This window comes from Paraburkholderia sp. D1E, assembly GCF_052682275.1.
The window spans coordinates 7,867,501-7,880,545 of record NZ_JBQYMB010000001.1 but is presented as its reverse complement, the minus strand read 5'-3'; the positions used below and the strand labels follow the sequence as shown (position 1 = coordinate 7,880,545).

At 59.1% G+C, this 13,045-nt stretch carries 12 protein-coding genes and 1 rRNA gene (1 of these 13 cut by a window edge); 8 read left to right on the top strand and 5 right to left on the bottom strand.

What is annotated here, in order from left to right; all coding sequences use genetic code 11:
* Positions 1 to 113: 113 nt before the first annotated feature.
* Positions 114 to 527 (top strand): hypothetical protein, encoded by a 414-nt coding sequence (locus tag ACUN0E_RS35285; RefSeq protein ID WP_445569510.1) that lies wholly within the window; start codon positions 114 to 116, stop codon positions 525 to 527.
* A 579-nt stretch (positions 528 to 1,106) separates the two neighbouring features.
* Here the strand turns inward: ACUN0E_RS35285 and ACUN0E_RS35280 are convergent.
* From ACUN0E_RS35280 to ACUN0E_RS35270, 3 genes are all read right to left on the bottom strand, one after another.
* A complete protein-coding gene (locus ACUN0E_RS35280; RefSeq protein ID WP_200568535.1) occupies positions 1,107 to 1,901 on the bottom strand; it encodes an ExeA family protein in 795 nt (264 codons plus the stop codon).
* Between the two features lies 1 nt (position 1,902).
* Positions 1,903 to 3,252: a DDE-type integrase/transposase/recombinase gene (locus tag ACUN0E_RS35275; protein WP_445567356.1), complete on the bottom strand. Its 1,350-nt coding sequence runs from the start codon at positions 3,250 to 3,252 to the stop codon at positions 1,903 to 1,905.
* Between the two features lie 130 nt (positions 3,253 to 3,382).
* Positions 3,383 to 3,805, bottom strand: a complete 423-nt coding sequence (locus tag ACUN0E_RS35270; RefSeq protein WP_445567355.1) for a DUF6431 domain-containing protein — start codon at positions 3,803 to 3,805, stop codon at positions 3,383 to 3,385.
* A 366-nt stretch (positions 3,806 to 4,171) separates the two neighbouring features.
* On the opposite strand from ACUN0E_RS35270, the gene ACUN0E_RS35265 reads away from it, so the two are divergent.
* The 5 genes from ACUN0E_RS35265 (at position 4,172) to ACUN0E_RS35245 (ending at position 7,692) form a co-directional block, all read left to right on the top strand.
* Positions 4,172 to 4,477: a hypothetical protein gene (locus ACUN0E_RS35265; protein WP_445569509.1), complete on the top strand. Its 306-nt coding sequence runs from the start codon at positions 4,172 to 4,174 to the stop codon at positions 4,475 to 4,477.
* An 827-nt stretch (positions 4,478 to 5,304) separates the two neighbouring features.
* The gene (locus tag ACUN0E_RS35260; protein ID WP_445569508.1) at positions 5,305 to 5,895 is read left to right on the top strand and encodes a recombinase family protein; all 591 of its coding nucleotides are present in this window, start codon (positions 5,305 to 5,307) and stop codon (positions 5,893 to 5,895) included.
* Between the two features lie 103 nt (positions 5,896 to 5,998).
* Positions 5,999 to 6,772 carry a TIGR02391 family protein gene (locus ACUN0E_RS35255; protein ID WP_445569507.1) on the top strand — a complete coding sequence of 258 codons (774 nt, stop codon included), beginning with the start codon at positions 5,999 to 6,001 and terminating at the stop codon, positions 6,770 to 6,772.
* Between the two features lie 191 nt (positions 6,773 to 6,963).
* Entirely contained in the window at positions 6,964 to 7,176 is a 213-nt protein-coding gene (locus ACUN0E_RS35250) for a hypothetical protein (RefSeq protein ID WP_445569506.1), read from the top strand.
* Positions 7,177 to 7,305: 129 nt separating this feature from the next.
* Complete coding sequence (locus tag ACUN0E_RS35245; protein WP_445569505.1) at positions 7,306 to 7,692, top strand: hypothetical protein; 387 nt, start codon at positions 7,306 to 7,308, stop codon at positions 7,690 to 7,692.
* A 519-nt stretch (positions 7,693 to 8,211) separates the two neighbouring features.
* Here ACUN0E_RS35245 and ACUN0E_RS35240 read toward each other — a convergent pair.
* Together ACUN0E_RS35240 and ACUN0E_RS35235 are read right to left on the bottom strand one after the other, a co-directional pair.
* A complete protein-coding gene (locus tag ACUN0E_RS35240) occupies positions 8,212 to 9,543 on the bottom strand; it encodes a tyrosine-type recombinase/integrase (RefSeq protein WP_445569504.1) in 1,332 nt (443 codons plus the stop codon).
* 396 nt (positions 9,544 to 9,939) lie between these two features.
* Positions 9,940 to 11,154, bottom strand: a complete 1,215-nt coding sequence (locus ACUN0E_RS35235) for a DUF2863 family protein (protein WP_408234852.1) — start codon at positions 11,152 to 11,154, stop codon at positions 9,940 to 9,942.
* Between the two features lie 272 nt (positions 11,155 to 11,426).
* Here ACUN0E_RS35235 and ACUN0E_RS35230 point away from each other — a divergent pair, with 272 nt between their 5' ends.
* Positions 11,427 to 12,542 carry an AI-2E family transporter gene (locus ACUN0E_RS35230; protein WP_445569503.1) on the top strand — a complete coding sequence of 372 codons (1,116 nt, stop codon included), beginning with the start codon at positions 11,427 to 11,429 and terminating at the stop codon, positions 12,540 to 12,542.
* A 501-nt stretch (positions 12,543 to 13,043) separates the two neighbouring features.
* Positions 13,044 to 13,045 (top strand): 16S ribosomal RNA (locus ACUN0E_RS35225) (it continues 1,529 nt past the right edge of the window).

Below are 13,045 nucleotides of genomic sequence, written 5' to 3'. Positions count from 1 at the left end.
GAACACGCGACTACGTTGCACCTACCACGTGCCCACAGACACGTTTCAATGGCACGTGGACGACTTCCCGTGCCCAGCCAGCCGCGTTAGCTGGATTCTGGAGAGCCTGCAAAATGAATAGCTATGAACATCAGATGACCCAGCACCCGCGCCCGCGCGTGCGGGAAGAAAGCCGGGATGAGTTCTGGAATCGACGGGATGAGCAGCGCCAGCATCAGCAGCACGAACAACGTGCAGTGCGTCAAGATGAAATCCGCCACCGCGACCGCGTACAACCACGCCTGCTAGGTCCGTTTGATCACGACGTAGCACCGGCCTTGCTATCTGTTGATGACACGGCGTGGGCGTTGGTGACGCTGGCTCGCCGGGATGGCCGCGCGTACTTTCATGCACCGGGTCTGGTCGTGGAAGTCTCGACAGCCAGCAAACACGCACTTGACCTATGTTGGACAGTCAACCGGAAGGAGTCGTCTGAATACGACTTCAGGCAGGCCCTACAGGCCGCACGGTCAGCCCGCAAGGCCTAGGCATGGAAGCCCCACGATACGGCCTACTCGATCAGCGGCAGCGGCAAGCCCGTACCGTGTATGAGGGCCGTGCACATACGTTTTATGCGAGTCATGAATCACTCCCGCCGCCGACACTGACCAGCAGACCGCAGAAGCCTGAGCGCCAGCCCGGTGAGGGTCGCGCCTCCAATGGCCGGACGTTGACCGACGAAGCGAAAGCAGCTATCCGTTTGCTGGTGGCCGAGGGGTTGTCTCTGACGGAGATCGGTCGTCGTGCTGGTGTGTTACGTCCCGGCCTAAATTAGGGTTGTCGTCGCGAGCTATGTGGCGTGAGATTGCGAGGGGCGTCGCGCACTAAATGAGGAATGGAATGGGCCTCGTTTAGTGCGCGACGGCGGCGCTAGATTGGAGGGTCGGTTTTACGGCGCCAAGGTTGATCGGGATCCATTGTCTCGCGATAGCGTTTGTCGGAGTCGCGACGCAGTTCGTGCTCGTATCGTTGTTCGCATACAAGGGCGAGGCGGTAGAGGAAGTCGGTCAGAGCACGAGCACAAGAATCAGGGATACCGTCGGGGAATAGCGTGTCAAACTCGGGCGTCATTTCAACTCCTCGATCGCCTGTTGTAGCAGTTCGTCGGGTAGATGGTTCAGTCCTTTGGGCACGGCCATCTGCATAGCGGTGCGCAGAATCCGCCCCGCTTGCCGGGGCAAGCCGCGAGAGGCCTGGCGAAGTAACTCCAGGCCAGATTCGGCCAGCAACGTATGACTGCAGCCGGCGCTCTTCAATGCGTGTTGGATGAACAGGGCGAAGCGCTCGCGTTCGATCACGGGTTTGAGTTGAACGCGTGCCTGGATACGTCCATATAAAGCTGCGTACGGCGCACGCTCGAGCGTTTGGCCCAGACTCGGATGGCCTGCGAGCCAGACAGTGAGCAGGTCGCGCGAATCGAAGGCGAAGTTCAGGAAGGCCGGGAAGTCGCGGAAGAATTCGAGGGGCAGGTTCTGCGCTTCGTCGATAATCCACACGGGCAACAACTGTTTGCTCTCGACGAGCTCCAGGATGCGCAGCTTCAGATCCCGCCACAGGTCGGCACGCCGATAGGCGGGCTCCAGACCCAGCGCCCGAGCTAGGCTGCGGTACAGATCGATGCGCCCGAACTCGGTTTCAGCCAGATAGATGACCTGGTAGCGATGGGGATTCAAGGCCAGTGCTGCGTGGCGTAACGCGGCAGTCTTGCCCACACCGGGCTCGCCCGTGAGCAAGCCAATACCGGGACTATGCAGTAGCCACTGGAAGCGCTCGTTGAATTGCGCCAAGGCGCCGTCGTCCCACAACTCACTATGTTCTTTGGAAAGCGGCGCGCAACGTAGACCGAAGTGTTGTCGATACATGTCACAGCTCCCGGGCGTAGTGACGTTGATAGGCAAGCTCGATAAGATTGGGACCGTGCGCCGCGTTCTCGATCGGCGCGTCGTGTCCTGTCACGGCCGGCTCGACGGTCTCAGGCTGAGATTTGCGCCGCTTGCGTGTGCGATTGCCGACAGCGTCGAGCAGGGTTGCGGCGCCCAAGGGCTCGCCCGCCTCACTTTCTACGCCCTTGACGGTTCCCGTATGGGGATCCACCACGAGCAACACGGTCTTGCCGACCAGCTCGTATGGCACTTCGAAGCGCTTGCCCTGAAATGACACGGTGCCGTCGCGGCGCACGTAGCGCTCGATACGGTGCAGGAACAGTTCGTCCAGTTGTGCGGCGCGTGCGCCGAGTGTGCCGATACGGGGTAGGTCCTGCTGATAGCGAGCGAGCGGCGTCTGGTTACACAGGCCGCTGTGTTCGGTGCGATGGTAAATCTGTTCGACCCAAGCCCACAGGCGCGCGTTGAGGTCCGCCAGATCATGGATGTGCGTGGTGTCGAGCTCGCTCAGGAATTGAGCCCGTAAGCTGCGATGCCAGCGCTCCAACTTGCCCTTGCCCTCGGGAGCATACGGTCTACAATAAACCAGCCTGATCGACAGCCGTGCACAAATGCCCTGCAATGTCGCCGCCCGATAAGCGGCGCCGTTATCGACGATCAACATCTTGGGCACACCGCGTTTGAGCAAGGCCTGCTTGAGTACGCCCTCGATGTCGATCGCGCTCTCCGAGAAGCAGAACGCGCTATGGGCGATGAGCCGCGAGGCGTCGTCCATCAACGAGACCAGGTAGGTCTTGCGGCGCCCCCGGCCAAGCGACAAGTGCGGGCCATGCAGGACATCGCCGTACCAGATGGAGCCGGCGTGTTCGGCCACGAAGCTGCGTTTCTCCTCGGGCAAGCTGGCCGAGCCAACGATGCGCGAGAGCCCGTGGGCTTGCAGCAGCCGATGAACGGCGCAGCGCGAGAGTGTGTCGTGCGCCACGATACCCGCAGATTCGAGCAGCAAACGGATCTGGCGGATCGAGCGTCGCGGATTCTCGCGCTTAGCTGCAAGGATCGCAGCTTGCACGGCCGATGGCAGCTTCGATTGCCCGCGATCCATACGGGGCTTGCTGCACAGGCCCTCCAGCCCGTGCTGTTTCCAGGCGTAATACCAGGACTGAAGCGTCTTCTCGCCGATATGGCGACGACGAGAACCGGGAATTGCGTACTCCTGCTGAGCCAGTTGGCGGATGATCTGCTGCAAGTCGCCGCGATCAAGCCGTTCGCGACTGACAAGTGGTCCGAGTACGGACAGGCGAAACAGGGCCTTCGGGTCGATGTCCTTCATGCTCACTCCTATGGTTAAAAAGGGAGTGCCATGAGAACCGCGAACCGAATTCGGCGCGAGTGGGCAAAGTGTGTGGAGAGCCCGGAATGACGAAAATTACGTCGTCGCGTACCCAATCAGGATAAACGGATCACGGGACGCAAACGCCGTCGCCGTCGAGCCAGGCCATGGCTTCGCACAACGGCATGCGCTGCAGGCAGCGCAGCCAGAATTCAGTGATATCGACTGATCGCCCGAGTTCGGCGAAACGGCTTCGCAAATGAAATTCGAACGAGAGGCTACGCTCGCCAAGCCGCTGCCACCAGCGCCGTACCGTATGTCTGCCGAGCGCGAAGATCGCACTGGCGCGGCGCTGCGAGCAGCCGGCCAACAGAAGGAGTAAGACACGCTGTTGGTCCGCCCAGTTGTACCAACGGTGGGGAGCTATGCACAGCGGCAGGCGCGAACACGTGCGGCTGCAGGTTCGACAGCGAAAGCGCAAAACGGGAATCGGATTGAGAGCGCCAGCGGCGCTGCGGTCGGCCTTGCGATGGTAACGACCGTGACACCACACACCCGAGCAGCCGCAATGTACGCAAGCGACAGGTCGATACACTTGCGGCGTGCGATCGACCGCATTGAGATGTTGTTCAAGAACAGGAAACGCGAATACAATTCGATGCATAGGCCGGTCTACTTTGTTGTTCGTGTGGGGCTTCGTAACTTCCCACGATAACAGAGCAGTACTGGCCTTCTTTACGTCCGTCTCATCTCATGATGTTCAGGGTTAAGTTCCAAACTTCATCCTATTTGATACCGAGATAAACACCTCCGCTGGAACCCAAATATAGCGGGACGTAACACTGGTGTGTCAATCACAACGGCAAAACGTATCAAAGGCAGCATGTCGGACGAGCGCACAGCACCAGCGCCAGCGCCAATGCAATTGATTGCATCAGCAGCGCCAGCGGCAGAGCCGCAGAGGTTGCATATTCTTGATTGGGGGCGGCGCATGGCCGGTTATGAATTCAGCACGCCCGAACAGCAGCGCAAGCCGGAGAAAGGCCGATCACACAGCAAGGTCATGACCCACAGTCAGATCAATAGCGTGTTGAGAAGCAACCACGCGCCGACAACCGGGATGAGCATCAACGCCCACAGCGCCAGCGCCCGCGAACGCAGCCCCCGCGCAATTGCGCAATCAATTGCACAACTTTTTGGCGGCGGCGGGGGCATTGGATTTTGACTTTGGGTTGAAGTTACACAGATAGCACGTTCTCACATAGCGCCAAAACAGCCCATTTTTTCCAGTAAATCAGTAAAAAATTTGCGGGCGCGAAGCGGGTTTTGAAGTTCGAAGTACAGGCAGCTAAAGAGCGCTTAATGCGGTGCAAACACAGTCCAGACAGCAGGACGGTGCAAATACAGAAAGCCTGTCCGTCTGCAATCCATCCATGGCATTTCGCCAGCAGATACCGCTCAATACCTGCTGTCTGCCTCATATGGACAGCGTAGTTCACGCGCATGAGCGCGTACGATATTGCCGGATAACACGACCACCCACGCGTGGCCGAGCCGGGAAATTTTCAGCGGGTCCACCGCAAAATAAAAAAAGCCCGCCGAAGCGGGCCTGTACTTACTTCGTCAGAAAGGACAGTGCTAGGTTGATCAGCATACAAACCGTGCTGACAACCCCGGCGTAATCGCCGACTGCCTTAACGAACTGATGGATTGTCTCCATTCTCGTTCACCTCTTAATCAAACCCAAGCGGTAGAGGGTATGTCCTTCTGGTAGTTCGACCAACCTAGGTCGCCGGAAACACGCCCGCCTCAGGGGCGGCGATCATCCTAGCACCAATTCGTATGCGAGCCAGTTCCGACTAGGTGGGCGAAAACGAATCTATAAGCCCTCACGCTGAAAGGCCCGAAAAATGAGGGCGAAAAATAGCCTTGAACAATTTCGCCCATGGGCTATACTATGTACTCGTATTAGCCCAGTAGCACAGCCAGCGGCAGACACGCCCTCCACACCCTGAGCCGCCACGCAATCAATTGCATTGACCGGAGTCCATCATGAGCCGCGTATTCGCCTATTGCCGGGTTAGCACCGCCGACCAGCACCCGGAGAACCAAGTACAGGAAATCAAGGCCGCTGGGTTCGATATCAAGCCCTCGCGCGTGGTCACCGAACATATCAGCGGCAGCACACCCGCACGTGAGCGTCCGCAGTTCGCGCTGTTGCTGCAAAAGATCGAAGCGCAGGACGTACTGGTGGTGACCAAGCTCGACCGGCTGGGCCGTAATGCGATGGACGTGCGGACCACCGTAGAGGCGCTAGCAGGCGCGGGCGTGCGTGTGCACTGTCTGGCACTGGGGGGCGTGGACCTGACGAGCAGCGCGGGCAAGATGACCATGCAGGTACTGTGCGCGGTAGCCGAGTTCGAACGCGACTTGCTCATTGAGCGCACCAACAGCGGGTTAGCCCGCGTGAAGGCCGAGGGCCGCAAGCTGGGCCGTCCATCAGCACTGTCCGACGAACAGCAGGCCGAAGTACTGCGCAAGCTGGCCGAGGGTGCGACGGTGTACGGGCTGGCTCAGGAATTCGACGTGGACCGCCGCAGCATCCGGCGCGTACGTGACAACGCGACCACTGCTGACGCCTGAACGCTCAACGCTGGCCGCGTTCACACAATTGCGCAGACTCCACTCGTGGAAAGACCTGACCGTCTGCCGTTATGATGGCGGGAATAAATACTAGAGGTAGACCATGACAAAAACGGGAATGCTTACTCCCGCCCAGATGCGCACAGCAATATCGCGTCTTAAGCTCAGGCTCGAAGACTTGGCAAACTTCCCCGCCGCAAGTATCTACAACGTCACTGACCCGCGTATCACGGCGCTAGAAGCGAAGTTGCAAGATACGCTTGCCGAAATCTTTGGCATGAGCGGCAACGATTGGGAAAGATTCAGGCCGCGTGCTCTCTTGCCTGCTGTGATGGTATTAGGTCGGGAGCGTCTTTCGAGTACCAAGCTACATGATGAGCTTCATAACGGCGTGTATCGTGAGCGAAGCAATCTAACGACGATCATCGAATTGTTTGAGGAAAAGCTTGCCCATGTGCAGGACGACCCAGCAGATCGTGCCCGCCGCGCATTTGGCGACCTCGACTTACATCCTGATATCGCGCAGGAATGCACCAAGCTTTTTGAAGACGGCCACTATTCACAGGCGGTTGAGACTGCCTGCAAGGTACTGGATATGCTGGTGCAGCGGCGAAGCCTGAAGAACGATTCGACCGGCACGCCGTTAATGCGCTCGGTGTTCAGCCCCAAGGCCCCGATTCTCAAGTTCAATGATCAACAGACCGAATCAGAGAAAAGTGAGCAGGAAGGCATGATGCACTTGTTTGAAGGGGCGATGCTGGCGCTTCGCAACCCGCGCGCCCACGGAATCACACACGATCACCCTGAACGTGCGATTGAATATCTGAGTTTTCTGAGCATGCTGGCGCGTTCGCTCGACCGCACCGAACGCGTTTAATGCTGGCGTTCTCCTGATGCGTTCTGTAGTTGGCTTTAGCGATGAGCGCGGTAGCCAAGGCACTGCACACCAGCCGACAAGTCATCATGCGGGTACGCGACGCCACCGCGCCCGCTGACGCCGAATAGCGGGAGCAGGCGGTCTGACCGGAGTAGCATGCGGGTAGGCCATTCCGACGCTCAAGGGCATGTATGAACACCGCTGCTAACGCTGAATTTCTCACGCGGTTGGAGCAGGGCATCGTGCAGGCTGAATTGGCGATGACCCGGCAGGCTGAGTACGTCAGTCGGTACGTGCAGGGTGACCCGCGAAATGCCAACAACCAGCGTGTTCTCGAATCAATGCAGCGGTCGTTAGACTCGCTGTACCGGGCGCGCAAGCGCGTACTGAACGTAATCGGTTAGCGTGCGGGCGCAGGGCCACGCACCGCAGGGCCACGCAATCAATTGCGCAAGCTGGACTTCTCGTAAGTAAAATCTCAGCGTGACCAACATGACCGGCGCAAGACCGGCCAACTCTGAGAGAACTACAAAATGGGCCTGTTAAAGAATATGCGTTCGGCAATCACCACCGGCACGGCGACAGCGCGGGGTGACCGGGTGGCCGACGAGATACAGACGATCATGAATAACCTGTCTGCGGGTTCGCAGGATATGCGGGAAGCGGTCTTTGCCGTCTTTCTGGCCCGGCGCGCTCAAATGTTGGAGCAGCGCCCGCAATGGAACGCAGAGCAGCAGACCGCCGTAGGAAAGAACGTGTTTGAACAGGCCAAGATGATGAGTAAAAGCGCAACTTCTCATCACGACGAGGCCACGAGCTACGGCATTGGTCTGGCGGGCTTGTGGCTGGAAAGCGGCGCTTCCATCTCCGAGCGGGCGCAACTTGCACATCAGGTACTGGAAAGCATGATCAACGGTTGATGCTTCGACTACCAGTAAGACGCACCCGCGCCCGCGCCAGCCAGCACACCACCGCGTACGACAGCGGCAACAGCGCGCACCACAGCGCGATCAACTGTAAGGCGTTCATTGCCCACCCCCGGCGAGGGTGTCGAGGTAGTCGCTCACGACCCGCGTAGTCCAGAACGGTCTACCATCGTTTCCGCACGGCGGCGGGATCAACCCGGCGTTGAGCCTGCTGTAAAACTTGGTGCTGTTGAGGGAGAGCAGCGTCAACATATGGCCGACGCGCAAGATACCTTTCTTGTCCAAGTCGATCAGGCCAACTGGCAATGGCTTCGCCCCGCCGTGGTGGTGGCGGGGTTCTCTCTTTGGCTTCGAATCGGCAGAGGCAACGGACGCGCTGGGGGCGTCTACAGGGGCTACGAACTGCACAGACATGGAGCGTCCTTTACTAAGGCCCGACTCCATTCGGTGGTTAGTGATTTACTGCTATCGATAGCGTACGCCTATGCGCTTTGTGGTGCAATATGGTGGTGTCTAGGTGTTTTCCCGTAGTTCGTCTAGCGCGTCGGCCCAGCGCTGCATCATGTCCGTCCGGTCGCGCAGATGCTTGGATCGGTCATACGCCCGACGCACGGCATTGCGCTCTTGATGGGCGAGTTGACGGTCGATAGCCTTGTCGGAGAAGCCCATTTCACTGAGCAACGAGTTAGCGGTTCCGCGTGCGCCGTGACAGGTAAAGCCCAAGCTGTCTTTCCCGGCGAACCCCAGCCGCGCCAGCGCCCTGTTAAACGTGTTGGCATCCATACAGGTGTCCGCAATCTTGCCACCGCTCTTTACGACTGCCTTCGCCTTGTCGCCCTTGGTGTTCGGGAACAGCCAGCCTGATTTGGTCGGCGGGCAGATACCGCGCAGTTCTCGCAGCAGCGCAATCGCCTGCTGGCTGAGTGGCACGGTGTGGGGCTTGCGCATCTTCATCCTGCCAGCCGGGATATGCCAGACGGCGTTATCGAAGTCGAATTCAGACCACGTGGCCTTGCGTAGTTCGACGGTGCGAACGAACGTCAACAGGATCAGCAGCAACCCGATACGGGTCATGCGCGAGCCGCCACCCGCATCGATGCGACGCAGCAGCACCGCCAGATCGGGGGGATCGAGTGCCACGTTGTTACGGGTCGGCGGGCGTGTGATTGCCGCACCGCTCTTGAACGCCGTGACCGGGTTGAATTTCGCCTGCTTGGTCAGCACCGCATGCTGAAACACACCCGCCAGATGACCGCGAAGCCGGATGGCGATATGCGGCGCACCATCGGCCTTCACCTCGCCAATGTCCTCATTGGCACCATCGCGACTGGCTACGGAGGTGAGCAGTTTGTACACGTGATCGACTTCAATCTCATGCACTGGCATTGAGCCTAGGCCGTCCCGCACGTACTTGGTCAGAAACCGTTCAGCCTGCAAGCGGTAGTAGTCGCTCCATTTTTTCTTTTTGGCCGTGAGAACGAGCCATTCCTGTACGACCGGCCAGAGGGTTCCGTGTCCTTCCTGCTGTTCGAGCAGCTTCTGTTGTGCGGCAGCGGCCTTGGCGCGGTCATACTCGATAGGATCAACACCATCGGCCAGCAGCTTTTCCAGTTCCTGACGACGTGTACGTGCCTGTTCGACGGTCACGGCAGGGAAGGCCCCGATATCGTTGTACACGCGCTCCTTGCCGTCGAACGTGTACGCCCATTTCCAGACCTTGCTACCTGCCGTGCTGACGTGGATATACAGACGGTTGTAGTCGCCGTACTTGCGCGGCTTGGGTCCGGGTTTGAAGCCCGCCACCAGCGCGTCAGTGAGCTGTTTGTTGCCCTTGTCGGTTTTCATGCTGGCACTCCTTGCCTGATTTTACGCCCGTTTTTGCCACGAATTTGCCACGATTCCCGGTGGTGGTCGGTGGTGGCACGTGGTGGCTTGAAAGGTAAAACCCAGCGTTTACAAGGCTTTGCGGGTGGCGCGTGGTGGTACGTGGTGGCGTTCCCGTTTTAGTATTGAGAATCGCATGCCATGTCTCCAGATAAATCGGGCGTGGTGGCGCGATGCATGCGTGCCGGCGAAGGTGCCGGGCGCATTACGATGCACCACTGGCACTATCATGACAAATTCCTTCCGTTTTGACGGCCTGTCCAAAAGGCATAGGAGGAATGACATAAAAAAACCCCCGCGCTCGGCGGGGGTTTCCTGATGTCGGACGGTGCGGCGCAATGACACCGCGCCGGTGGGTCAGTGGAAATGCGGTTGCGCGGGCTCCGCGTCTTCCGGCATTTCGGCGTGGACGATTTCGCCGAGCGGGTCCGCATAGAGCGGAACACCGCAGTCATCGCAATATTCCGGCTCGAAGCGGCCTGAGTGGCGGCGCACGTCTGTCACACCGGTTTCCTTGAGCAATGCGACGATTTCTTCGAGCGGGTCGTCTGACGCAGCGGTTTCTTGCGGTTCTTCATCGATGCCGGGTTCGCCGTTCTCGCGGCCATAAAGTGGCCACACGACGCCGTAGATCACGTCATTGCTGCCCCGGCGCGTAAAGCCGACCCGGTATTCGTCGATACGGCGCTCGCCGAAGCCCGCGACAACCGCGCGCAACTCCTGGGGCGCCGCGCCGATTGTGTCGAACAGATAGCGCACGGCGGTACGTACCGTGTGAGGGCGCACGCGTTCGTCGGCGTCGCGGCAGGCCGAATAATAGGCATCCGGCAACAGACACTCGAATTCACATCCGGGCAGTGCCAGCGACAGATTGGCGCCGCCTTGCGTTGCCCATTGCTCGAGGCATTGGCCACGCTCGATCCGAGTGCCATTTTCTTCTTCCTGCCAGCGAAACGCCGGCTCGCCCACCGGCGCCGCGACCACAGCCAGCAGAAAGCGTGGGTCGGCCAGGATTGGCGAGGTTTCCGGCAGTTCGCCAAAATTGAGTTTGGCGTTGGCGCCAGCCATCGCTGCTTGAGCGAGTTGCTGGGCAATGCGCCAGGTTTCGACGTGGTGACGCGGCAGTTGATCGATGCTGTACAGGAACGGCACCATGGCGACACGCGTATTGGCCGCGAGCACATGCGCCTGCAGGTGCGCGCGCAGCGCGTCGGCTGCGTCCGGTTTGAGCGGGCCGGAAGGAATCATGTAGCGAGTCCAGGCCAGCACAGGTGCGGCAATCAGCAGCGCTTCATAAGGAACGCCTTCATGTTCGATGATGAACGACTCGCTATGCGTTTCCGCCATGTCGGCGAGCGCGCCGTAAGCATCAGGATGATTCTGCTGCAGATGATCGAGCGCGGCGTCCAGCGTAGTCTGGTTGGCGTTGCGGACGATCTTGGCCAGCAGCGCATCGAGCTTTGCTTCCCAGAAGCGGTCTTCGGTGCGGCTGCCCGACGCGAAAAGCGCGAGCGAGAGACCGACGAGCTTGTCGGCATCGGGGGGGAGACGTTTGGCGATTCGCGAGCGCATAAATCCAGGAATTTGGGGGCACAGAACCTTATATTCTAGTCTTTTCTATGCCGCCATATTATTTGGCTGACTATGCCGGATGGATTGGGACGTTTCGGCATTCAAAATAACACCTGTTGCCGGTGCTGCCAGATGCATTGCGCGGCGTCCTGGCCAGATGATATAAGACAGGCCCGGAGGCGTGACTCGCTTCTATACTGACTGCCTTCAGTGGGTGCTTCGCAAGCGTATGTCTATTCGTCGCTGTGGTCTGGCACAACAGGAGATTCATAGTGAAATCGGACCAACTGATTGAGCGTCTCGCCGCCGTGTTCGCGTTGATCATATTGGTGGGCGGCTCTCTGCTGGTGCTTGCGCCTTTTACGACCGCGCTGTTATGGGGCGCCATTCTCAGTTATAGCTCGTGGGGCTTGTACCGGCGGCTCACTACGGCAGTCGGGGGGCGGCGGAAGCTGGCTGCGACGTTGATCGTGTTCATCATTCTGGTTGTGGTGCTTGGTCCGTTCGTCTACGCGGGCTTTGCTTTCGGTGCGCACGTTCATGACATCGTCGCGTTGGTACAAAGGCTCTTTGAGGCTGGCTTGCCGGATTTGCCGCCGTGGGTTGGGCGAATCCCGTTAGTTGGCTCGAACATCGAGACGTTTTGGGCGAGTGTAACGAGCAGCAACTCTGAGTTGATTGCACAAATGCGTGCACTTGCGGCACCGGCAGGCAAGTGGATTCTGGCTGCTGCGATTGCCGTTACGCATGGTTTGGGTTTGTTGGCGCTGAGCATCGTGCTCGCGTTCTTCTTTTATACCGGAGGGGAGGGCGCAGCGGCCTGGCTGAGGGCGGGCATGCGGCGCATCGCCGGTGAACGCGCCGATTATTTGCTGGCGCTGGCGGGCAGCACGGTAAAGGGCGTGGTCTACGGGATTCTCGGCACGGCGCTTGTGCAAGGCATTCTCGCTGGCTTCGGTTGCTGGATTGCAGGCGTCCCGGCACCGGCGTTGCTTGGGTTGGCGACATTCTTCCTGTCGGTGATACCGGGCGGTCCAGTTGTCGTCTGGTTGCCCGCGGCGATCTGGCTGTATCACGGCGGTGCAACTGGTTGGGCAATCTTTCTGGTCGTGTGGGGCGTGTTGGTCGTCGGCATGTCCGACAATGTCATCAAGCCGATCCTGATCGGCAAAAGTAGTGACATGCCGCTAATCCTTGTGATGCTGGGTATCCTGGGCGGCGCGTTTGCTTTCGGCTTCCTTGGTGTTTTCATCGGTCCGACTTTGCTGGCGGTTGCCTATACCGTGCTACACGACTGGACGATTGGTGCCCCGGCGGCGCGCGCTTCGGCCCCCGCCGTGCAAGCGCCGGTTGATGATGATCCGGGCCGGATAGAAAAGGCGCCTTGAAATAAATTCCAGATACTGCTTGCAAGGCGTGGTTGGGCTCGCTAGAATCTCGCTCTTTCGTGCTCCGGACAACGGGGCGCGGGAGACGGGAGAGCCAGCAGTGGCAAGGCTTTGCGCGAAGTGGGCGGGTTGAGAAAGTTGGAAAAACCTGTTGACGGCGTAGCGAAAGTTCTTCATAATCTCGTTTCTCTGCTGCAGATGCAGCGACGCAGAACGAAGCGGTGCCGGGTGGTTGTGAGGTTGACGACACGCGGTGCGGTTTTTGGTAGTGAATGCGAAATCGATCTTTAAAAATTAACAGCCGATAAGTGTGGGCGCTTGATGCGCGACGCGGCGGTGGGTCCTTCGGGGCCTGCTGCAAAAGCGAAAGTATCAAGTCTCACACTAGTATTAAAGGAAGGTTTTCCTGCTGGGGTGGAAACACGGCGGCAGGATGATCATTCGTCAGTACGTTGAGTGAGCGACCGGGTTCGAAAGAGCCCGAAAAACAGTAACAGGTTTGA